Raw genomic sequence first — 23,915 nt, 5'->3', positions numbered from 1 at the left:
GGTATGACAGAAGTGTTAAACAAAGAAGAGCAAGAAAAAGAGTTATTGTCCCTTTTACAGCGCCAAGATATGGAATTATTTAGGGAAAAATTCTTAGATTGGCATTTATATGAACAAGGACAATTTTATTTATCACTTGATAAAAAAGAACGACATCTAATGTATGCTTATCTTTCACCAAAAGAGATGGCAGATATGCTGGATGTGATTGAAGAAGACCATGAAGGATTGACTGACTATATTACAGAAATGTCACCTAACTATGTTGTAGCTATTTTAGAAAGTATGTACACCGATAACGCGGTGGATATTTTAAGTCAGCTAGAAGAAGAAACAGCGCGAAAATATCTAGACAGAATGAAACCTGAAACTTCTGTTAATATGAAAAAACTACTTCATTATGAGGACAAAACAGCTGGTTCAATCATGGCAACAGAATACGTATCCATTGTTGCTAATCAAACGGTACGTTCTGCTCTAACACTATTAAAGAAGAAAGCACAGGAAGCAGAAATTATTTATTATGTCTATGTGGTTAGTCCAAGTAATCAACTGGTGGGAGTTATTTCTTTAAGGGATTTAATTGTCAGTGATGATGATATGATGATTGAAGACATGATGGGTGAACGTGTAATTAGTGTGAATGTAAATGAAGATCAAGAAGAAGTGGCAAAAATGATTCGTGATTATGATTTTCTCGCTATCCCAGTTGTTGATGATAATAATCATTTACTTGGGATTATTACGGTAGATGATATTATTGATGTTATTGACGATGAAGCAGCGAGTGATTATTCTGGACTAGCTGGTGTCGACGTTGAAGCAACAACTGAAAGTTCATTTCAAGCTGCTTTGAAGCGCCTGCCGTGGCTTGTGACGTTGCTCTTTTTGGGAATGTCTACTGCCTCCTTAATCAGTCATTATGAAGTCTTGATTAGTGAAGCTAGCATTTTGGCTGTTTTTATATCTCTTATTACAGGAACTGCGGGGAATGCCGGAACACAATCTTTAGCTGTGGCAGTTAGAAAATTAGCAGTATCCGATGATAAAGAACTAAATTTTTTCTCACTTGTGATGAGTGAAATTTTGACAGGAATTATTACCGGAGCTGTAACAGGGGTAGTTATTTTTTTAGTAGTTGGATTTTGGAAGCAAAATTTTCCACTTGGACTTGTTATCGGAATAGCCATGCTTTGTGCCATTACGATTGCTAACTTAGCAGGAAGCTTGATTCCTATTTTAATGGAGAAGCTTGGTTTTGACCCTGCAGTTGCTAGTGGTCCGTTTATAACGACGTTGAGTGATTTGACTAGTGTGTTGATTTATTTTAATATTGCGGGTTTATTTATGCCTTTAATTATTGGTAGTGTATAATGAAAATAGAAATCTTAAGAAGTCATCATAAAATGGCTTCTTTTTTATTAGGATAATTAAAAAAAGGGGAAATGTCTATGTTGGTTGAACATCAAATAAATTCAAGGTTTGAATGGATTGAGACACATCATTTATCATCAAGTGAAAAAAACATATTGAGAGAACGATACCATCTACCAGAAGAAACGCTAGAATATGTAAGGGATATCTACGAAAGAAGTAACTATATTACCGATACAGTTAATGATTTGGAATTAATCGTTATTCATGTTCCAACAAAACAACCAAAAGAGATTCGTTATGTATCTCGCCCAGTTAGTTTTTTAGTAAAGGGCAATAAGTTATTTTCTTTTAATGAGGGTGAGAGCATAGTAAGTTATGATGGGATTAAAAATACGATTAATCAAGATATTCATTCAACACCAATGATATTTCTTTTCGAATTAATTCGAGAATTGATAGATCGATATTTACCAATTTTAAGAGAAATATCAAAAGAACGACATCAAATGGATGATTTGTTGACTGAAAAGGTAAAAAATAAAGATTTAGTTCGTTTGTCTTATTTACAACAAACATTAACATTTTTACTTAGCGCTTCAGAAAATAATTTAGAAATACTTGAACAAATAAAGCGTTCTAGATTGGGACAACGATTTGACGAGCAAACTTTAGAACGTTTAGATGATGCGCTCATTGAAGCAAATCAAGTAGCCCATATGACAGAATTAGAATCAGATATTGTGGACCGTATTGCTCGTATTTTTGATAGTATTATGAACAATAATTTAAATGATACCATGAAATTTTTAACTGTTTGGTCTTTAGCATTAGCTATTCCAACATTAATTACAGGTTTTTATGGAATGAATATTGATCTACCACGTTTTCCTTCTGATTATGAATGGATGTATGTGGTGATACTTTCTATTGTTTTAATTATGTGGTTAATTATGTTTATTAATCATAAAAGAAAATAAAGATATTTTTAAAGAAATAATCATTATCAAAAAAGAGTCGTTTAGAGATAGAAACAAATAGTTTAGTTTAGGTAACAATAAATTATAAGAAGCAGCGATATTTAGATCACTTATTGAGTAAAAATGAGTGGTCGGAAAAAAATTCCTTTTTAGTAGTTATTCTCTTAATTCTTTTTATCACGATATAATCAGACGGAATGGTGTTCTTGTAATAATATAGTGAACGATGTTTCACATCAGGTAAGACTACTAATGATTGATTTTTATTAATAAATAACAAACAAAAAAAGAGATGGGAACCATCTCTTTTTTTGCATAAAGATAATTGAAAATCTTATAGTAATTTGTTGTAGAATTCAACTACGTAAGATTCATCAACTTCTTGTGGTAATTCATCACGTTCTGGTAAACGAGTGATACTACCTTCTAATTTTTCAGCGTCAAAGCTTACAAATGAAGGACGACCTAAAGTTGATTCAACAGCATCTTTAATGATTGTTAAATCTTTAGATTTTTCACGGATAGAGATAATTTGTCCAATAGCCACTTCGTATGAAGGGATGTCAACACGTTTGCCATCAACTAAAACGTGACCATGGTTAACTAACTGACGTGCTTGACGACGAGTTGTAGCTAAACCTAGACGGTATACTACGTTGTCTAAACGTTGTTCTAAAAGAACCATAAAGTTAACACCGTGTTTACCTTCTTTAATTTTTCCGGCTCTCATGAAAAGATTACGGAATTGACGTTCATTTAAACCGTACATATGGCGTAATTTTTGTTTTTCAGTTAATTGCATACCATATTCTGATTTGTTTCTTCTTTGGTTTGGTCCGTGTTGTCCTGGTGCATATGGACGACGAGCTAATTCTTTACCAGTTCCTGATAAAGATACGCCTAAACGACGAGATAATTTCCAACTTGGTCCTGTATAACGAGACATTTAAAAATCCTCCAATATAATTTTTTATTTGGAGTAAAATAATTTCTTGAAAATATTAATAGACGCTTAGTTTATTCTTCAATCTTCACCTTTGCAGCCGCGGTTACGCAATTGAACCCATAAAGGCAATAAACTAATAAACGTGCTACTTATTTTCTAGCTGCATTATTTTACACAAATTCCATTATACTTTATCAATTTTGAAAAGACAAGAATTAATTGATGTTTTGTAGAAAAGTTTAAATAGAAAAATTTGACGTATTTTATCCACATTTTTATTAAACTTTTAGTAGATTTGGACGAGTTTTTAAGATATAGTATCTACTATAAATAAAAGTTTGCTCAAAAAATAACAATGTTATCAAAGGAAGGAATAAGACAATGGCACAACATTCAGAATTGATGGCCAAACTAGATGCGTCCATCGAAAAAAAAGATGAATTAATCCAAAAACATTTTGGGAAATACGCGATGCGTTCGGTATTAGCAACACTATATCTGAGCTTAGGATCAGCGATTGCAATAGGATTAGGATTGAAATTTACAGACCCAGCAGCGGGAAAAGCTTTATACGCGATGGCGTTTGGTTTGGGATTAGCTTTAATCATTTTTCTTAATGCAGAACTTGGAACATCTAACATGATGTATATGACAGTTGCGACTTACCGAAAGAAATTAGCACCAAGTCGTGCGTTAAAAATATTGCTGGTTTGTGTGCTGTTTAATTTAATCGGTGCACTCGTTATTGCTTATATGTTATCTCTTACAGGATCTTTTAAAGGATTACCAGCAGATAATTTTTTAACGCATCTGGTTGAGGGGAAATTTGAAAAGGGAATCCTTCAAACATTAATAGAAGGGATTTTTGCCAATGTGATTGTTAACCTGGCTGTTTTGATGTCGATGAAATTAAAAGATGATGTGGGTCGATTATTTGGTATCATTCTAGTTATTTTTATTTTTACCTTCTTAGGATTTGAGCACGTTATCGCCAATTTCATTTACTTCCCATTAGCCTATTTTTCATCAGGTGGAATGATTGCTGGGATGACGGTTGGTGCAGTAGCGACCAATTTGATTTTTACTTTCATTGGTAACTTTATTGGTGGGGGATTGGTTATTGGGTTAACTTATTCTTGGTTGAATAAAGATGAATCTGTTCACTACTTAGATTAATCGAGTAAAACAAAAAAGCTTGTCATACAATTTGTATGACAAGCTTTTTATTGGATAAAAATCACATCATCTGGTGCATAATTTGGATGCTCTTCATTAATATGATCATAGAACATAATACCATTGATATGATCAATCTCATGTTGTACCACAATGGCCATGTAATTTTTCAAACGAATTTTATGTTCTTCACCATTTATATCATGATAAGTAACTGTAATTCGTGCATTTCTAATAACGTAACCTGGCACTGGTCTGTCAACAGATAAACAACCTTCTCCTTCTTCAAGAGCAGCTTGTTGAACTGAGTGACTCACTATTTTGGGATTGTACATGACAGTGCTTAAAAGTGGTTCAGTATCTTCTTCTGACTGACTAGGAATTTCAATTGCAATAATGCGTTTTGAAATATTTAATTGTGGTGCGGCAAGTCCAACACCACCACGTAGTTTGTATTTTTCTGCAAGTTCTGGGTCTTGACTGTTTTTTAAAAACTCTTGCATACGTTTACCTAGTTCAATATCTTCTTCTGATAAAGGTAACTCAACTTCTTTGGCAACTTCACGAAGGGTAGGATGCCCCTCACGGATAATATCATCCATTGTAATCATCAATATCCCTTCCTTTCTATTCTAATATAGTACTTTTCATTTTACCATAAAATGAAAACCTTGAGAAATAAATAAATCGCTTAAACCCTTAATAAATGTTATTTTTACTTATTTTAATTTGGTAATAGAACGATGAAAACTTTCATATTTTTCTAAGAAACTAAATCAGTTATGTTATTATTTTAAAGGATTTATAACTAATGGAAAAAGCTACAGGAGGCAATTGATTAAATGAGTAAGCAGCAGTTTGGTATGGTCGGATTAGGTGTTATGGGAAAAAATTTGGCTTTAAATAGTGAAGGGAAAGGATATAGCGTGTCCGTTTACAGTCATTTTTATCATGAAACAGATGAGTTTTTAAAAAATCATCCAGAAAAAAACATTAAAGGATTTGAAACAATTGACTCTTTTATTGAATCAATTGAAACACCTCGAAAAATAATGCTGATGGTAACTGCTGGAAAGATAACAGATACTATCATTGAGCAGTTAGTACCTTATTTAGATAAAGATGATGTACTGATTGATGGAGGAAATACTCATTATACTGATACACTCAGACGAAGTAATTACTTGAAAGAGTTTGGAATTAAGTTTGTAGGTTCAGGTGTGTCTGGTGGAGAAGAGGGGGCACTAAACGGACCATCACTCATGCCAGGTGGTCAACGTGAAGCATATGATTTAATTAAACCTTTGTTTGAAGATATCGCAGCTAAAGCTCGTGATGGAAAACCTTGTGTGTCTTATATTGGACCAGACGGGGCTGGACATTTTGTTAAAATGGTTCATAACGGTATTGAGTATGGTGATATGCAGCTGATTGCTGAAAGTTATGATATTTTATCTAAAGGATTGGGTCTTAATATAGAAGAAATTTCTCAAATTTTTAATTCTTGGAATGATGGCGAACTAAACAGCTACTTAATGACGATTACATCTGAACTATTAATGAAGAAAGATGATTTAGACACGCAAGATTACATCGTCACACACATACTAGATAAAGCAGGCAATAAAGGAACTGGGAAATGGACCAGTCAGAATGCACTTGATTTAGGTGTTCCATTACCTCTTGTAACAGAAGCAGTTTTTGCTAGATTTATGTCAGCTTTAAAAGAAGAGCGATGCGAGGCAAGTCGTATTTTACCAGGACCAGATGCTGATATAGACATAGATAAAAACATAGATAAAAACGTCATGATAGAAAAAGTCAGAAGAGCCTTATATTTTAGTAAGATTATGAGTTACGCACAAGGATTCTCACAAATGATGATGGCAAGTAATGAATACAATTGGTCATTAAACTATGGAGAAATCGCTCAAATATTTCGTGAGGGCTGTATTATACGTGCACAATTTTTACAAAAAATCACAGATGCTTATGAAAAGAATCCAACACTAAAAAATCTAATGTTAGATGACTACTTTTTAAGTATTGTATCAGAATACCAACGTGATATAAGAGAAGTTGTTTCTTTAGCTGTTAAACTAGGTGTACCAGTACCAAGCTTGTCTTCGGCGATTTCTTATTATGATTCATACCGCTCAAAAGACTTACCAGCCAACATTATTCAAGCACAAAGAGATTATTTTGGTGCACATACTTACGAGCGAAAAGATAGAGACGGAATATTTCATTATGATTGGTACAAAAAAGATAAATAAAACGAGAATTAAGTGTATGAAACAGTTGCTTTTATGCTAAAAATCATGTAAAGTACCATTGTGTGATAAATCGTCACATGCCTATTACTTGGTACATCGAATCACCAACGATATACTCAGTTTTGGGGAAATAATATAGAAGAGGTGAAAGACATGGCAATTTCAAAAGAACGCAAGAACGAAATCATTAAAGAATACGCACGTCACGAAGGAGATACTGGTTCTCCAGAAGTACAAATCGCTGTTTTAACTGCAGAAATTAATGCATTAAACGAGCATGCACACGTGCATAAAAAAGACCACCATTCATACCGTGGATTAATGAAAAAAGTTGGTCACCGTCGTAACTTATTAGCTTACTTACGTAAAAATGATGTTCAACGTTACCGTGAATTAATCAAACGTTTAGGCTTACGTCGTTAATCAATTGAGTCAAAAATAGGAGGATAAGTGAGGTCGTTTTGATCTCGCTTTTCTTTTAATAAAAAACCGAGGATGAGCTGATTGTCTACTATGCAAATATGAGTTTTCTTAAATTTTTGAGATGATTGATATTTGTTTAGTAGTCTGTTCACCTCGAGTATGCAAAGGAGAAAAATTATAGTGCATAGTGAAAAACGTGTTTTTGAAACAACTTGGGGAGGCCGTCCATTATCTGTTGAAATCGGACAATTAGCCAAGCAAGCAAATGGAGCAGTGTTAGTAAGATATGGTGACACGGTGGTATTAAGTGTCGCTGTAGCTTCAAAACAAGCGAAAGATGTTGATTTTTTCCCACTAACAGTTAATTATGAAGAAAAAATGTATGCTGTTGGAAAAGTACCAGGAGGATTCATTAAACGTGAAGGCCGTCCAAGTGAAACAGCAACATTAACTGCTCGTTTAATTGATAGACCAATCCGTCCAATGTTTGCTGAAGGATTCCGTAATGAAGTTCAAATTACGAACACTGTTATGAGTGTTGAGCAAGATTGCTCACCTGAAATGGCAGCAATGTTAGGCTCATCTTTAGCTCTATGTGTATCTGATATTCCATTTAATGGCCCAATTGCTGGTGTTGAAGTTGGTTTTGTTGACGGTGAGTATGTTATCAACCCAACTGTTGAACAAGCAGAACAAACAACGATTGAATTATCAGTAGCTGGAACAAAAGATGCGATTAATATGGTTGAAAGTGGTGCAAAAGAAGTATCTGAGGAAGATATGTTAGGTGCACTGTTATTTGGTCATGAAGAAATCAAACGTTTAGTGGCTTTCCAAGAAGAAATTGCCAATGAAATTGGCAAAGAAAAAATGGAAATCGAGTTATTACAAGTTGACGCTGAGCTAGAAACAGAAATCAATGATACATATATGCCTCGTATGACACAAGCCATTCAAACAGAAGAAAAATTAGCTCGTGAAGACAATATTTCAGCTTTAAAAGATGAAGTGATTGCTGTTTACGAAGAAAAATTTGCTGAAGACGAAGAGTCTGCTAAATGGATGAAAGAAGTACGTCAAATTTTAGAAGACATGGAAAAAAATGAAGTTCGTCGTCTGATTACAGTTGAAAAAGTCCGTCCTGATGGTCGTAAAATTGACGAAATCCGTCCGTTATCATCTGAAGTAGGAATTTTACCTCGTGTTCATGGTTCAGGATTATTTACTCGTGGACAAACGCAAGCTTTATCAGTTTGTACATTAGCACCACTTGGCGAACATCAAATTATTGATGGATTAGGTGTGGAAGAAAGTAAACGATTCATCCATCACTATAACTTCCCACAATACTCAGTTGGTTCAACTGGACCAATGAGATCACCAGGTCGTCGTGAAATCGGACATGGTGCATTAGGTGAACGTGCGATGGCACAAGTTATTCCAAATGAACAAGAATTTCCATATATGATTCGTGTGGTTTCAGAGGTATTAGAATCAAATGGATCTTCTTCTCAAGCAAGTATCTGTGCAGGAATTTTAGCCTTAATGGATGCTGGTGTTCCAATCAAAGCACCTGTTGCGGGTATTGCAATGGGACTTGTAATGGATGGGGATAACTACACTATCTTAACAGATATACAAGGTATGGAAGACCACTTGGGTGACATGGACTTTAAAGTTGCCGGAACAAAAGATGGTATTACAGCATTACAAATGGATATTAAAATCGAAGGAATTACAGAGGCTATCTTAACAGAAGCTTTAACTCAAGCGAAAAAAGCACGTATGGAAATACTAGCTGAATTGACATCAACAATTGCTGAACCTCGTAAAGAGTTAAGTAAATATGCTCCTAAGATTGAAATGATTCAAATCAAACCTGAAAAAATTAAAGATGTTATCGGTAAAGGTGGCGAAACCATCAATAAAATTATCGAAGAAACTGATGTTAAAATTGATATCGATCAAGATGGTAATGTAAGTATTGCTCATCAAGATCAAGATAAAATCAACCGTGCGATTGAAATCATTAAAGACTTAGTTCGTGAAGTTGAAGTGGGACAAGTATACTTAGCTAAAGTTGTAAGAATTGAAAAATTCGGTGCTTTTGTTAACTTATTTAAAGGAAAAGATGCGTTAGTGCATATTTCTCAATTCTCACATGAACGTGTGAATAAAGTAGAAGATGTGGTTAAATTAGGCGATGAAATCCTTGTGAAAGTGACAGAAATTGACCGTCAAGGACGCGTTAATGCTTCACGTAAAGCAATGATTGAAAAACCTAAAGAAGAGAAAAAAGAAGAAACAAAAGAAAAATCTGAATAAAATCCAAAATCACCCATTAGAGTTATCTAGTGGGTGATTTTGGATTTGTTATATAGTTGAGGGATTTCTTCTAGCAAAGTCATAAAATAAAAATTTGTCCACACGATGCCTGCTGTCTGTATATTGAAATTGTTCTGCATTAGCTAAAAAGACGCGACTTTGAATGGAAACAATATTGGTATCTTGAGGATTTAAATCAAGGTATTGTTTTTCTTCTTGATTTAATTTCACTACGCGAATTTCTTTTTCCGCAAATGAAATTTGTAAATTTAAGTCTTTCTCGATGTGTTTATAAATAGAGTCTTCACCGATTTCTTTTGTGAGAGTAGGAATAAATCGACATAAAAGATAGTCCGTATCTAAAATAATTTTTTGTTTATCAATTTCACGAGTTCGAATCATTTTCCATGCTTGTTCTCCTACAGAAAATCCAGTGAGTGATTCAAGTTTTTTGTCAATAATGATTTTTTCTAAGAAAATAACGTTCGTAATACTTTGATAACCATAAGCATTTTGCAATTCTTTATAGCTTGTTAATCCAGATATAGGAAATCTTAACTGTTCTCGTTTTAAAACAAGCGACCCTTTTCCATGTATTTTTTGAATATAACCGTTAGTCATAAGAAGATTTAATGCTTTTCTTATAGTATCTCTAGATACTTTAAATTGTTTCACGTATTGATTTTCACTAGGTAAATAATCTCCAGGTAAAAATTCTCCTCTTAAAATACTATTTTCTATTGATTGGTAAATAACCTCATATGCTTTCATTCCTATTTTCCCCTTCAATTAAACTTGTATGAACAACTATACAAGTTAGTATAAAAGAAAAAAATAAAAGCGTTTTAATTATGAAAGAATTTTAATAAATCAATCATTAAATTGATAGCTTGTTAGTATTTGACTATATAAGTGTACAGTTATAGTGAAAATAAGCTATTTTATTAGATTTTTTATGACAAAATGATGTGAATTGGAATAATGAAAAATAAATAAAATGTGTTAGCGCTTTACAAAGTGGTGAGGAGGGTGTATATTTTATTTAAGATAACTTGTATGTACAAGTGAAAGGAGAAAGAAGATGGGAAAATTTAATCAAGATGCATTATTATTACTAGACTATGTTGGTGGTAAAGAAAATATTGCCGCAGTCACACATTGTGCCACACGTATGAGGTTTGTGTTAAACGATCCATCAAAAGCACAGGAAGATAAGATTGAAGATATTTCTTGTGTGAGAGGGATTTTTACAAATGCTGGACAGTTCCAAGTCATTATTGGGAATGAAGTACCAACATTTTATCAAGAATTTATGTCTATTTCAGGTATTCAAGGTGGAACAAAAGAGGAAATTAAATCAGCAGCAAAACAAAATCAAAACATGCTACAACGTGCAGTAACTGTTCTAGCGGAAATTTTTACGCCATTATTGCCAGCAATTATTGTTGGAGGATTAATTTTAGGTTTTAGAAATATTTTAGAAGCTGTTCCGATGGGATTTTTAAATGGTAAAACGATTACAGAGTCATCTACTTTTTGGAATGGAGTTAATGGATTTTTATGGTTACCAGGTGAAGCGATTTTCCATTTCTTACCAGTAGGAATTACATGGAGTATTGCTAAAAAAATGAAAGGAACTGAAATATTAGGGATTGTTTTAGGGATTACATTGGTTTCTCCACAACTTTTAAATGCCTATGCAGTAAACTCAACAAGTGCGGCAGATATTGCAGCTAATTGGAGTTGGGATTTTGGTTTCTTTACAATGGATAAAATTGGGTATCAAGCACAAGTTATTCCAGCGATGTTAGCAGGATTTATGTTAGTATATCTGGAACGATTTTTAAGAAAACATATTCCAGAAGCTGTTTCAATGATATTTGTTCCGTTTTTTGCTTTATTACCAACTATTTTAGCAGCTCATTTAATTTTAGGGCCAATTGGTTGGAAAATAGGTTCAGCTATTTCAACAGTGGTTAATACAGGTTTAACATCATCATTAAATTGGCTGTTTGCAGCGGTGTTTGGTACTTTTTATGCCCCACTTGTTATTACAGGATTACACCATACAACCTTAGCAATTGATCAACAACTAGTAGCAGATTTTGGCTCAACCAATCTTTGGCCAATGATTTGTTTATCAAATATTGCTCAAGGGGCAGCTGTTTTAGCTGTTGTTTATGCTCATAGAGGAAATAAAAAAGAAGAACAAGTATCTGTTCCATCAGTTATTTCAGCTTGGTTAGGTGTAACAGAACCTGCGATGTTTGGGATTAATTTAAAATATATGTACCCATTTGTTGCGGCAATGATTGGTAGTGGAATTGCTGGTTTGTTTGTGACGTTATTTGGTGTTAGAGCCCTATCAATTGGAGTGGGTGGATTACCAGGTATTTTAGCGATTGTGCCAAAATATTACGGTGTATTCTTTATCGGAATGATCATCGCTGTGGCAGTCCCATTCGTCTTAACCTTGTTCTTTAGAAGAGCAGGTATTTTTAATCAGTTGGATAGAGTAGGAGAAGCGATTTCACCAATAGACGTTAGTTTAAGTGGGCCGGTTGCTCCTGAAAAAGTAGTCAGTGAAGTCGTAACAGTTTATGCGCCATTGATAGGAGATATGGCACCAATTACTGAATCAAAAGATCCAGTATTCTCACAAGGTACGATGGGACAAGGTGTTGTGATTGAACCAAGTGAAGGTCATGTTTATGCTCCAATGAGCGGAACAATTAGTTTAGTCTTTCCAAGTAAACATGCCATTGGGATTACAGATGATCATGGCATTGACATGTTAATTCATGTGGGATTAGATACTGTCAATTTAAATGGTCAATATTTTGAAACACATGTCAAACAAGGTGATAGAGTGACTGTCGGTGATTTATTATTAGATTTTGATATTGAGGGCATTAAAGAATCAGGATTCTTAACCCAAACACAAATTGTGATTACAAATTCAGATAGTTATCAAGTAGATCCAATTATAAAAGATGGTTACGTAAATAAAGACACCAGTATTTTACAAGTAAAATCGATTTAGTAAAGGAAGTGGCCTCATTGAGTTTTAAGGATAAAGTAATTTATCAAATTTATCCAAAATCATTTTATGATAAAAATGGTGATGGAGTGGGTGATTTACAAGGAATTATTGAAAAATTACCCTATCTAGAAACGTTAGGAATAGATATGATTTGGTTGAACCCTATTTATCCAAGTCCACAAAAGGATAATGGCTATGACATTTCCAATTACATTGCGATTGATCCTGTTTTTGGAACAGAAGATGATTTTAAAGAATTAGTAAAAAAAGCACGTGAACGAAATATAGAAATCATGCTTGATATGGTACTAAATCATGTTTCAATTGAACATGAGTGGTTTAAAAAAGCAGTGAATGGTGATACTTATTATCAAGATTTCTTTATATTAAGAAGTGAACCGACAAATTGGGAGTCAAAATTTGGTGGAAATGCCTGGTCGCGATTTGGTCAGACCGATGATTACTTTTTACATTTATATGATAAAACACAAGCTGATTTAAATTGGCGAAATCCAAATGTTAGAAAAGAATTATATAAAGTCGTTGATTTCTGGACAAATTTAGGTGTAAAAGGGTTACGATTTGATGTTATTAATGTCATTGGAAAAGATGATGTATTAAAAGATGCGACTGATATGATTGGAAAAGCTGAGTACACGGACAAACCAATCGCGCATACTTTTATTCATGAAATGAACCGCGAAACGTTTGGAAAAGATCCATCTATTATTACTGTAGGGGAAATGAGTTCAACTACTATTGAAAACGGCATTTTATATACTGTACCTGAAAGAGAAGAGTTAAGTATGATTTTCAATTTCCATCATTTGAAAGTTGATTATAAAGATGGAAAAAAATGGACTATCATGCCATATGATTTTAACGAACTAAAATCAACGCTTCATGAATGGGGAACAGGTATGAGTAAAGGTAATGGTTGGAATGCCTTGTTTTGGAATAATCATGATCAACCGCGCGCTATTAATCGTTTTGTTGATTGGGAAAAATATCGTGTACGTGGATCAAAAATGTTAGCAGCAGCAATTCATTTAAACCGAGGGACACCTTATGTTTATATGGGAGAAGAAATTGGTATGCTAGATCCTCAATTTGATAAGTTGACTTCTTATCAAGATGTTGAAACCCATAATGCGTATACTCAGTTATTAGAAGATGGATTAAGTCATGATGAAGCCATCGAAGTCATTCAACATAAGTCTAGAGATAACTCTAGAACACCTATGCAGTGGGATAGTACGGACTATGCTGGATTTAGCAAACAAGAGCCCTGGTTATCTATAGGTAAATATGATGATATTACAGTTGAAAATGAATTGAAAAATGGCAGTATCTTTTCCTTTTACCAACAACTGATTCAATTAAGGAAAGAATATCAGGTTATCTCAATGGGAAATTATGAACCATTTGAGGTTGAAAATAGTCGTATTTATGGATACATTCGTCGTTACGAAACGGATTCATTGCTTGTGCTAAATAATTTTTCTGATGCCCCAATTAACGTGACTATCCCAGATGAATTTTTTTCTGGAAATATTTTAATTAGTAATGTGGCATGTGAAACAATAGAAAAAGAGTTAGATATTCAGCCCTATCAATCTTTAGCGATATACGTACAAAAATAATAAAAAACCAGTTACTTATAATAAAAGTAGCTGGTTTTTTGATTAAAAAAAGATAGATACTAACTTCATTAAGATAGGAAATGCTAAAAGATAAGCAAATAAAGAATAGGTTAATGAGGCATCTGTAAAACTGACATCTATTTGTTTTTCACCAGCTAGTATTGCCACGGTATTTGATACAGGAATACTAAATTGAATCAAATAAACTGCTCCCACTATTGGGGGAAGATGAAAGAAAGTTGCTAGTAGTATGACTACTAATGGGGAAACGACAAAACGTCCTATTAAAATTCCAACAGTTTCTTTTGAAAAAGTTAAATTTTTTATTCCGGTTTCATAGATGGTTGTCCCAATGTATAGCATTGCCAAGGTAGAAGTTGTTTCCCCAATATAGCCAAATAAAGAGGTAGCGATTGAAGGAATTGGAATATTAAAGTAAACAAACATACTGGCGATTAAAAAGGCTATTATTGGAGGACTGCATAATTCTTTTACTGTTCGTTTGATATCAAAAGCATTATGTTTACTCGAGGTAAGATTACTATCGTGGTTAAGCAACATCACGCCAATTGTCCAGGTAGATACGCTAGTCACAATATAGGCTAATAAAGCATAAGGTAGACCTTTATCACCGTATAAGCCTAAAATAATTGGTAAACCAATAAATGCTGCACTAGGAGATGAAAAGCACAGAGTAAAGGCTCCAATTTGATGTTTAGCAATGTTTAATAGGTGAGCAATCAAATATCCGATAACAAATACTAAACTAATCGTTAATACTGGAAAAAAGGAGTCTTTGAATAATAAAAGGAGTCTTTGTTTGGTAAAATCACGAGTGATACGAAGAAATATTTCTAAAGGTAAGGCAAAATTAATAACAAAAAATGATAAGGCTGTTCCAACTTGTTTGGTAAAAATTCCCTTTTTTGATAGAAAATAACCTAATGAGATAATGATGAATAGAACGAGAATGGTTGAATAGCTTGTTAACATTGTGTCACTTCCTTTTTATAGTCAGTCGTTATTGTATAAGAAAATTATCACTCAATCACTAAAAAAATAAGAAGATTCTATGGCTTTTCAACATTTAAATGATTACTTTTCTCATTTAAGTATTATTTTTATTTGATTAAAGACATTAGTGATAAAATATGATAAAAGACTAATGATAGGAGAATTAATATGACAAATTTGAGGAAGTTTTTATTAACTATTTTTGCAGGTGTCATAGCGTTGATTGCTGAATTTGTATGTCATCAGTCTATGGTAGCATATTGGATTGTTATAGTTATTGGTGGTATGACAACTATTTCTATGTTTATTGGCATGATTAAAACCCTAAAATCAGGAAAATATGGTGTGGATATTTTAGCTATTACTGCTATTGTTGCTACTCTGGCCGTTGGGCAATATTGGGCAAGTTTAATGGTTTTAGTGATGTTAACTGGTGGGGATAGTTTGGAAGATTATGCAGCAGGTCAAGCTGGGAAAGAACTAAAAACACTACTTGATAATACGCCTCAAATTGCTCATAAAGTAGAAAATAATAAGTTGGTAGATTATCGCGTGGAAGAAGTGAAGGTAGGGGATGTGATTTTAGTAAAACCTGGAGAAATTGTTCCAGTAGATGGAACAATTATCGAGGGAATCTCCTCTTTTGATGAATCCTCATTGACAGGTGAGTCAAGATTCATTGAAAAAAAAGTGAATGATAGTGTTATGTCGGGTTCTGTTAATGGGGACGTGGCAATTAAATTTAAAGTGACAAAGATTGCTGCTGATAGTCAGTATCAAACGATTGTAAAATTAGTCAAAGAATCTGAATCTAAGCCAGCAAATTTTGTCCGTTTGGCTGATAGATATGCTGTTCCTTTTACAATTATTTCTTATTTAATTGGTGGTGTAGCATGGTTTATTTCAAAAGATCCTGTAAGATTTGCTCAAGTATTGGTTGTTGCATCACCTTGTCCATTGATTTTAGCAGCACCTATAGCACTTGTAGCAGGTATGAGTCGATCAAGTCGACATGGCGTTGTAGTTAAAACAGGAACAACAATTGAAAAATTATCTGATGCGCAAAGTATTGCTTTTGATAAAACTGGGACATTAACCGAAGGAAGTTTAGATGTTTATAGGATTACAAGTATTAAAGATACTTTATCAGATAAAGTACTTATCCAATTGGCAGCGAGTATTGAACAAGAATCAACTCATATCTTAGCACGTTCTTTAGTATTATATGCTTTATCACAGGGAATTGATTTGTTGGATGTGACAGAATTGAAAGAAGTGACGGGTGAAGGTGTACAAGGAAAGATAAAGGATCAATTAGTTAAAGTGGGAAAAGCTAACTATGTAGCTGACACTATACACTCTACAACTGAGAATACGGCAGTTTATGTATCTATTGATGATAAATACGTTGGAAACATCGAATTTGAAGATATTGTTCGGCCTGAATCACAAAAAACAATTAAACGATTAAGACAATTAGGCATCAATCGTATTTTAATGATTACAGGAGATAATCTACAAATAGCAAAAAAAATTGGGGATATCGTGGGTATCATAGAAATTCATGCAAAATGTTTACCACAAGAAAAAATAGACATTATTAAAGAATTAACGCAAACCAATTCTCCAGCTATTATGGTAGGAGATGGGATGAATGATGCACCAGCCCTTGCAATGGCAGATGTTGGAATAGCAATGGGGGCTCATGGTTCAAGCGCTGCTAGTGAAAGTGCAGATGCTGTTATTTTAAAAGATGATTTGTCCAAAGTGACAGATGCGATAGACATATCCAAAAACACAATGAAGATAGCAAAGCAATCAGTGTTGATTGGTATTTTTATTTGTGTTATCTTGATGCTTATTGCTAGTTTAGGAATTATTCCGACACTAATCGGTGCCATGTTGCAAGAAGTAGTGGATACTGTGTCTATTTTATCAGCATTAAGAGCAAGAAAAGACAAATAGAAGAAACGGCAAACATTCATATGGTTCTTGAATGTTTGCCGTTTTTTATATGTTTACCATAATTAGTTGTTGCTTTTGATAGACAGCTAATTCAAAGATGCCGTTTTTAATTAATAAGTTTTTCATTTCTTTAAATCCTAATTCATAATCTTCTGCAACATGGGCGTCAGATCCTAAAGTGAATAATTTTCCTCCTAAAGAGATGTATAAAGGAATCGCATATTCATAAAGCTCTTTGTTACCATATTTGATAAAACTTTTAGCATTTAGTTCAAAGGCAATATTTTTTTCTATGATGTTTTTAAAAATATTAACTAAATAAGGTTCAGCTATTAGTCTAAACTCATTAACGGATAAATTAAGTCGCCTCACACCATAATCAAAGTGTGTCAAGATATTACCAAATTTAGCTGATTTAACAGCATCTAACATTCTAGAATAGTAATCACTGATTAAAACATCTGTATCTAATGTTAAAACATCGTCATCCATATAATCAAATACGCCATTTTGGTGAATACTAAGTAAAATAACGTCGTATTCTTTGCCTTTTAGAAAATCGTTAAGTAATGTAGCTTGAGTATTGACATAACCTATTTCTATTCCTTTGAGAAGATTGGTATGAGTGTTAAGAGACAGGCGATTAATTTCTTCATTGTATAGGTGGTAATCAGGAATACTGTCTTTGCCATTGACACAGGGGTTCTTTAAATCTAGGTGTTCAGTTGTAACGAAAAAGTCAGGTGAGTAAGTGTTTAAATAATTTTCAAATGATTCTTCCGAGTCAAATGAATGATGAGTATGTAAATGTTGGTCATAATAATTCATACAATTTCCCTCTTTTAAGTTAATATAAAAGCTTTAAAATTGGAGTACCCATTTTTAAAGCTTTTTAAATAGTTCGATAAGTTGTAACGAGTTGGTTTTTTCCAATTTTTTTTGCTTTATAAAGCATGCTATCAGCTAATTTGAACATATCTTCAGTACTAAAATTTTTATTTTTAATACTTGTTTTTTTAATAATAGCTAAACCACAAGATATTTCTATTGGAATCGTTAAGTTTTCATAAATACAAGGAGTTTGGTTTATTTGTATTAATTTTTTTTCGATAAACTCTTCAGGCTGAATTATAGGTGATTTAAAGATCATCGCGAATTCATCTCCTCCGATTCGACAAATTCTAGGAGATTCTAAAGATGGCTTATCTAGTGTTAATAGATTAGCAATATGAATTAAAACCTGGTCTCCAGCTAAGTGACCATGGTGATCGTTGATTTGTTTAAAATTATCAATATCTAATATGGCAACTCCACAAGTTGCTTGGTTCATAATTAAATCATGGTAAACATGATCTAAGAAAAAATAGAATGATTCTTTATTGTATAACTTTGTAAGATGGTCATAAATTGATGACGTTCGATAAACATGAATTGTTTTGGAAATTGAGATAGATGAATCAATTAACCATGCTGTAAATAAAAAGACTAATGAAAAAATCATAATGTATGATAAAACATTAATTAATACTTTAATCGACGTAGGTGGAGAAAAAAGGATACAAAATGTCCCTAATCGAATTGACAAGGCTACGACAAGAAAAATTAATACTGATTTTTTTTGTGAAAAATGTTGTTTCTTTATGATAGTAGCTAAAATAACGAGTGAAATAGTCAGAAAAATATTATTAAAAATTTCATACATATGTGCACTTCTAAGGCTGTATTGGATTAGTTTTAAAATAATCAGTGTGCCACCGTTAAATACTCCTATTAATGTTGAACCATAATAAATAGAAAAAAAGATGGGCAAATATCTAACATCAACGCTGATTCCACCATATAAAGGAACGGGTATTTTGTTTAATGAAATAAAAAAACAGAGTATGCCTACAATGATTCCTAAAAAAATCTGATGGTTTTTAGATAGCAAAAGGTGACCGGTATGATTCATAAAATCTGAATCAACTTGATTATCTGTCAAAGATTGTCTAACAGATAGGAAATAAAGAGTCAATGCAGTACTAACGATGATAGACAAGTTGATTAAAATAGCATTAACAAAATCTAACATGTATAAAACTCCTAGTAATAATTATTATTTAAGTAAGTGACTACTTTTTCATCTAGTTGATGAGTATTGTTAATTGCTCGCCGGATTGTCCCCCAATCGGAATTTGATGGAATATCATCAATAACAACTAATTTATCTTGCGGCAATATTTCAGAGTCAAATGTACTAATAATAATATCGTAAGATTGAAAATATTCTTTTGGAATATCATCAATAAAAATAACAGATTGTGTATATGCTTCAATGATAGCTTTGTTAACAAAGTTTTTTTGAATCATTTTAGATAAGAAGTCTGAATGGTCATACCCTAGGCTACTCATAACAAGAATTTTAGCTTTTTGTTTTTTATTTTCTAATAATGTTGGTAAGTCCGTCCATTGAATCATAATTGTACAAAGTACTTCATAAAAATAATCAGTATACCATGGGAAGTCAGTTGATTTTTCTAATTTGATTAATTCTTGTTCAATCACGAGTGCCATGGTAGGAAATAATTTTTTTATCGCTATAGCGTTATAAAATTTTTTATTAAAAATAATATAATTTGGATAGGGATAGATTGTATGTTTTAAATAAGTATGTTTCATTGAATTCTCAATTTTATCAGATAACTGATTGGTTAGAGTGAAATCAAACACATTTCGAATATTTTTCATTAAGTGCTTAATTTCTTTTGTAACGTGTAGATATTCCTCTTCAGAATGCCAATTAATTAAATGGTAATACAAGGAAAACATCAAATCATAGATGAGTTGATCGTTAATTAATAAGCCATAGTCTTTAGCAATATTAGCTAAGTCGTTTGCATTGCGATTGAGTGAGTGATACATCTCTTTTGTAAAGATATTTTTGTCATATCCTTCGATAAAAAATTCTTGGCTTTGACGAGTTAGTGATATGCAAAGAAGATAACTAATAAGTAGCAGGTCTTTTTCGGAGACCTCTTCATTAAAATACTCTACAATATCTTTCACAAATTGAATGGTTTTTTTCTTATCAGAAGGAAAAGGCCACTCATTAATTTGATATGCTTCGAAAAAATAATTTGTATAGAAAAATCGAACAAAAAACTCATCTTTCCCAATCACGCGACACGGTTTTTTTTCGAGAGTAAGTCCATATTTTTTTAATGATTTTGAAACATCCCCTGTGATTCTATACAAGGAAGATTCACTGATAAATAGCTTTTCACCCCATTTTTCTATACTAAGTGTGGTGTCAAAAAAAACAGATTCGATTAAACGAAAAGCTTCTGAATTTTTTAGGACGTATCGATAAACTACCTCAATATGACTACTGGGTTGTGTTTGTAAACGCACCCCATTTTTTTTAGATGTTTCAATGAGTAGATGTGGGTACCAATTTTCTTTTAAATAACTCACATCATTATTTATCGTTCTTAATGAGGCATTATTACTTTTTGCCAGTTCATTAGAGCTAATCCAATTAGAGACTTCATTAAGTTGTTCAAGTATGTGAAGTCGTCTCTGAGTGGGAGTATCTAGAAGTTCACGCATAGATGTATTCCTTTCATATGAGTTTTATTTATAATAGTCACGTGGTTATTAGGATTCAAAATAACCTTACCTTATAAAGATACCTTATTTTGTATAAAAAATCTACTTAACAAAAATACCCATGTAGAATATTAAGAATTTATTAAAACACTGTTAAGTAGAGGATTTCTACTACTAAATTTGATTTATTTTATAAATGTTTTTTATAAAATCTGTTACAATGTTATTGAGACAATAATAAGGGGGTATAGAAATATGTTTTATCCATTTTTTGATAGCACCTATATATTGGTGATTATTGGTATGTTATTATCAATGGTAGCATCTAGTTATGTGAATAGCACTTACCGAAAATTTGACAAAGTGATGAATAGAAAAGGGTACACAGCAACAGATGTTGCTCGTTTGATTTTACAAGACTCTGGTATCCATAATGTTGGTGTACAACAGATATCAGGAGACTTGACGGATAATTACAATTCAAGTACGAAAATACTTAGTTTATCACAAACTGTAGCAGATTCAAGGTCAGTTGCAGCGATTGGTGTCGCCGCCCATGAATGTGGACACGCTGTTCAAGATCAAAAACATTATGCTCCATTAAAATTAAGGATTGCGATGGTTCCAGTCGTTAACTTTGGCGCTAAACTATCTATTCCATTAATTTTAATTGGTGCCATATTTTTTAGTGCCACACCAGCATTAGTGACGATAGGGTTATGGTGTTTTGCTTTAACTTTTCTTTTTCAAGTTGTGACCTTACCGGTAGAGTTCAATGCTTCACGGCGAGCATTAGCTATATTGAGTGAAAATCATATTTTAGAAGATGATGAATTAGTTATGGCAAAAAAAGTACTAACGGCCGCTGCATTAACTTATGTCGCAGCAGCTGTAGCATCACTCTTACAAGTATTACGTCTATTTTTATTATTTGGAAATAATAATAGAAACTAGAGCGACAGTATCCATAAGTAACATAGCGTTAGTTCAGTCATATTTTTGAGAGAAATACCTGTTTGTTCCGAAAACTTATCAAGTTTATATTGTAAAGTATTTCGATGAGTATAGAGCTTCTTGGCACTGGAGGTAATATTACCTTTTTCATTCCATAATGTTTTAATCATTAGAATAGTATCTTTATCAAAAATAGTCGATGTGTATAATTTAGTCATTAAGGGGCTTTCCTTAATGGCTTTTTTGGTTAGATATTCTAATGCGACATCTTCAAAACTGAAAACATCATTTGGATGATAATTATAAACAAATTTATTAAAAATTATTTTTTCTTCTTTAAAATAGGTAATGAATTCTGGAGAGATCTGATAAAATTGACCAATAAAAGCTGTTGTTTGTATCAAAAATTCACTTTCCAAAGTTAGAAGCATAGCTTTAATATCTTGAAAAGAATAGGAAACAGAGGTTCGTTTTTCAATTAAAATAGCGGACGTTTCATCAATAAAAAACGAATCAACGATAGAATCAAATAGCTTTGACAAATGAGTAAGCCAAGATTTTTTATTAACTGAATCTTTTCTTATTTTAATCTGAATGATACGATAATAGTCAGGTGAAGTAGGGATTTCAGCTTGATTAAATAAATAATCATACCAAAGATGACCGCCAATTTTTTTTGTTAAGGGTTGTTTGATTAATAGTTCAGTTAGTAGGGTTTCTTCCCTAGGTGAGATGTCTTGTTTTGAAATGTAAAAGAATTCATTATCAATAGGAATTATCAACTTAGTTGATTCTTTGTGATACGCTGAGTTGAAATAACCATTAGGAAAAAGAGTTTGAAGTAGTTGTCTATTCAAATTAAATCATCCTTTATTTTATGTTAAAGTTATTCTAACATAAAACTAAAGTTTAAAAACATCTTTTATAGAGGGGTTAAAAAATGTTAGAGAAGTTAAATAAATTATCAGAACAAGAAAAAAAATATTATATGAATGAAGCCTTATTAGAGGCTAAAAAAGCTAATATGATGGGGGAAGTTCCTATTGGAGCGGTAGTTATTTTGGATGGGAAAATCATAGGGCGTGGACATAATGTACGTGAATTTTCACAAGATGCTACAACACATGCCGAAATGATTGCTATAAGAGAAGCAAACAGACAAGTGGAGAGCTGGCGATTAGAAAAAGCTCACTTGTTTGTCACTCTTGAACCTTGCCCAATGTGTAGCGGAGCAATTCTTTTATCGAGGATAGAAAACGTTTATTTTGGAGCGATGGATCCAAAAGGTGGCACAGTAGGTTCTTTGATGAATTTATTGCAAGATAGTCGCTTTAATCATGAGTGTTACGTCGAACAAGGAATTTTAGAAGAGGAATGTAGTACAATATTAACCCATTTTTTTAAAGAAATAAGAAAAAGAAAGAAAGAAGCAAAAAAGACTAGTAATCTATTAAAAAATGTTGTACAATAATACATGCCGTTATGGCTAGGACAATGGTGGACCGATGAAGCGTGTCAGATCTGGAAGGAAGCAGCACTAAGTTGGTGCCACCATGTGTCTGATTTTATATAGGTGTTAAGCCTATTTTTTTTTGCTTAAAATTAATAAAAAACACGCCACAGTGAGTTGCTCGCTGTGGCATTTGTTTTATATTATTTAGTCTTCATTAGGGTCATCAATAGCATCTTGATGAGTTGGATGAACGGTTCCAGGTAAATGATCTGGACCAGCGTATAAAGTATAAAGTTTTAATGGTTTATCACCAATGTTTTCAACATTATGCCACATATCTGCTGGAACAAAAATGGCATCATCATCAGAAACTTCTTTAACAAATGTTAAATTATCTTCAGTATCTCCCATTTTGCATAACCCTTTTCCTTCTTCAATACGTAAAAATTGGTCAATACCATGGTGGACTTCTAAACCAATATCATCCCCAGGTAGAATGGACATTAAAGTCATTTGCATTTTTTTGCCTGTCCATACAGTTGTACGGTAATTGTCATTTGCCAAGGTCCATTCTTCAACGTTTTCTACTACTGGTTTTTGTCCTCTGTCTGTAAAATCAAAACTCATTATCTATTCCTCCAATGCTATTTTATATGTCTATCATAACATAAAATAATCCGTTTACAATTAATTGTTATTATTTGATAATTATTATAATCTAAAAAAAAGGCAACTCTTATCATAGAATAAAGAGC

Annotated in this window: 20 protein-coding genes and 1 other RNA gene; 12 read left to right on the top strand and 9 right to left on the bottom strand. The window is 32.7% G+C overall.

Annotated features, from left to right (window positions below):
• Window positions 1–3 precede the first annotated feature (3 nt).
• A complete protein-coding gene (gene mgtE, locus MN187_RS07665; protein WP_241699422.1) occupies window positions 4–1,374 on the top strand; it encodes a magnesium transporter in 1,371 nt (456 codons plus the stop codon).
• A 77-nt stretch (window positions 1,375–1,451) separates the two neighbouring features.
• Complete coding sequence (locus MN187_RS07660; RefSeq protein ID WP_241699421.1) at window positions 1,452–2,354, top strand: magnesium transporter CorA family protein; 903 nt, start codon at window positions 1,452–1,454, stop codon at window positions 2,352–2,354.
• 334 nt (window positions 2,355–2,688) lie between these two features.
• Here MN187_RS07660 and rpsD read toward each other — a convergent pair whose 3' ends face one another.
• Window positions 2,689–3,300 carry a 30S ribosomal protein S4 gene (gene rpsD / locus MN187_RS07655; RefSeq protein ID WP_242093742.1) on the bottom strand — a complete coding sequence of 204 codons (612 nt, stop codon included), beginning with the start codon at window positions 3,298–3,300 and terminating at the stop codon, window positions 2,689–2,691.
• 381 nt (window positions 3,301–3,681) lie between these two features.
• Here rpsD and MN187_RS07650 point away from each other — a divergent pair, with 381 nt between their 5' ends.
• Window positions 3,682–4,476, top strand: a complete 795-nt coding sequence (locus MN187_RS07650; RefSeq protein ID WP_117973241.1) for a formate/nitrite transporter family protein — start codon at window positions 3,682–3,684, stop codon at window positions 4,474–4,476.
• A 47-nt stretch (window positions 4,477–4,523) separates the two neighbouring features.
• Here MN187_RS07650 and def read toward each other — a convergent pair whose 3' ends face one another.
• Window positions 4,524–5,087 (bottom strand): peptide deformylase, encoded by a 564-nt coding sequence (gene def / locus MN187_RS07645; protein WP_071457433.1) that lies wholly within the window; start codon window positions 5,085–5,087, stop codon window positions 4,524–4,526.
• Between the two features lie 231 nt (window positions 5,088–5,318).
• Between def and gnd the strand changes: the two genes are divergently transcribed.
• The 3 genes from gnd to pnp all read left to right on the top strand — a co-directional run bounded on the left by gnd (window position 5,319) and on the right by pnp (window position 9,500).
• A complete protein-coding gene (gene gnd, locus MN187_RS07640) occupies window positions 5,319–6,752 on the top strand; it encodes an NADP-dependent phosphogluconate dehydrogenase (RefSeq protein ID WP_241699420.1) in 1,434 nt (477 codons plus the stop codon).
• 153 nt (window positions 6,753–6,905) lie between these two features.
• Window positions 6,906–7,175: a 30S ribosomal protein S15 gene (gene rpsO / locus MN187_RS07635; protein ID WP_071457431.1), complete on the top strand. Its 270-nt coding sequence runs from the start codon at window positions 6,906–6,908 to the stop codon at window positions 7,173–7,175.
• A gap of 159 nt (window positions 7,176–7,334) precedes the next feature.
• Complete coding sequence (pnp, locus tag MN187_RS07630) at window positions 7,335–9,500, top strand: polyribonucleotide nucleotidyltransferase (protein ID WP_241699419.1); 2,166 nt, start codon at window positions 7,335–7,337, stop codon at window positions 9,498–9,500.
• A 48-nt stretch (window positions 9,501–9,548) separates the two neighbouring features.
• Here the strand turns inward: pnp and treR are convergent, their stop codons facing one another.
• A complete protein-coding gene (treR, locus tag MN187_RS07625; protein WP_117973238.1) occupies window positions 9,549–10,271 on the bottom strand; it encodes a trehalose operon repressor in 723 nt (240 codons plus the stop codon).
• Between the two features lie 310 nt (window positions 10,272–10,581).
• On the opposite strand from treR, the gene treP reads away from it, so the two are divergent.
• Complete coding sequence (gene treP, locus MN187_RS07620) at window positions 10,582–12,543, top strand: PTS system trehalose-specific EIIBC component (RefSeq protein WP_241699418.1); 1,962 nt, start codon at window positions 10,582–10,584, stop codon at window positions 12,541–12,543.
• A 17-nt stretch (window positions 12,544–12,560) separates the two neighbouring features.
• A complete protein-coding gene (treC, locus tag MN187_RS07615; RefSeq protein ID WP_241699417.1) occupies window positions 12,561–14,186 on the top strand; it encodes an alpha,alpha-phosphotrehalase in 1,626 nt (541 codons plus the stop codon).
• Between the two features lie 42 nt (window positions 14,187–14,228).
• Here the strand turns inward: treC and MN187_RS07610 are convergent, their stop codons facing one another.
• Entirely contained in the window at window positions 14,229–15,179 is a 951-nt protein-coding gene (locus MN187_RS07610; RefSeq protein ID WP_241699416.1) for an AEC family transporter, read from the bottom strand.
• A gap of 189 nt (window positions 15,180–15,368) precedes the next feature.
• Between MN187_RS07610 and MN187_RS07605 the strand changes: the two genes are divergently transcribed.
• Window positions 15,369–17,165, top strand: a complete 1,797-nt coding sequence (locus MN187_RS07605; protein ID WP_242093740.1) for a heavy metal translocating P-type ATPase — start codon at window positions 15,369–15,371, stop codon at window positions 17,163–17,165.
• 45 nt (window positions 17,166–17,210) lie between these two features.
• On the opposite strand, the gene MN187_RS07600 is transcribed toward MN187_RS07605, so the two are convergent.
• From MN187_RS07600 to MN187_RS07590, 3 genes are all read right to left on the bottom strand, one after another.
• Window positions 17,211–17,993, bottom strand: a complete 783-nt coding sequence (locus tag MN187_RS07600) for a PHP domain-containing protein (protein WP_241699414.1) — start codon at window positions 17,991–17,993, stop codon at window positions 17,211–17,213.
• Window positions 17,994–18,057: 64 nt separating this feature from the next.
• Window positions 18,058–19,236 (bottom strand): GGDEF domain-containing protein, encoded by a 1,179-nt coding sequence (locus tag MN187_RS07595; protein ID WP_241699413.1) that lies wholly within the window; start codon window positions 19,234–19,236, stop codon window positions 18,058–18,060.
• Window positions 19,237–19,247: 11 nt separating this feature from the next.
• On the bottom strand, window positions 19,248–20,753 hold the full coding sequence (locus MN187_RS07590) for an AcpB/EbpR/MafR family transcriptional regulator (RefSeq protein WP_117973231.1): 1,506 nt from the start codon (window positions 20,751–20,753) through the stop codon (window positions 19,248–19,250).
• A gap of 255 nt (window positions 20,754–21,008) precedes the next feature.
• Between MN187_RS07590 and MN187_RS07585 the strand changes: the two genes are divergently transcribed.
• Entirely contained in the window at window positions 21,009–21,707 is a 699-nt protein-coding gene (locus MN187_RS07585; protein WP_242093738.1) for a zinc metallopeptidase, read from the top strand.
• Here MN187_RS07585 and MN187_RS07580 read toward each other — a convergent pair.
• A complete protein-coding gene (locus MN187_RS07580; RefSeq protein WP_117973229.1) occupies window positions 21,704–22,564 on the bottom strand; it encodes a helix-turn-helix domain-containing protein in 861 nt (286 codons plus the stop codon). The genes MN187_RS07585 and MN187_RS07580 overlap by 4 nt on opposite strands.
• Window positions 22,565–22,647: 83 nt before the next feature.
• Here MN187_RS07580 and tadA point away from each other — a divergent pair, with 83 nt between their 5' ends.
• Both tadA and ffs read left to right on the top strand, forming a co-directional pair.
• On the top strand, window positions 22,648–23,178 hold the full coding sequence (tadA, locus tag MN187_RS07575; protein ID WP_117973228.1) for a tRNA adenosine(34) deaminase TadA: 531 nt from the start codon (window positions 22,648–22,650) through the stop codon (window positions 23,176–23,178).
• Between the two features lie 7 nt (window positions 23,179–23,185).
• Window positions 23,186–23,285: signal recognition particle sRNA small type (ffs, locus tag MN187_RS07570), an RNA gene on the top strand.
• Window positions 23,286–23,364: 79 nt separating this feature from the next.
• Here the strand turns inward: ffs and MN187_RS07565 are convergent.
• Window positions 23,365–23,787 (bottom strand): cupin domain-containing protein, encoded by a 423-nt coding sequence (locus MN187_RS07565; RefSeq protein WP_117973227.1) that lies wholly within the window; start codon window positions 23,785–23,787, stop codon window positions 23,365–23,367.
• Window positions 23,788–23,915: the final 128 nt, after the last annotated feature.

The sequence above is a fragment of the Vagococcus sp. CY52-2 genome (assembly GCF_022655055.1).
In the GTDB taxonomy this organism is placed as follows: Bacteria; Bacillota; Bacilli; order Lactobacillales; family Vagococcaceae; genus Vagococcus.
Note: the sequence above shows the minus strand (reverse complement) of the source record. Positions and strands in the feature narration are given on the sequence as shown.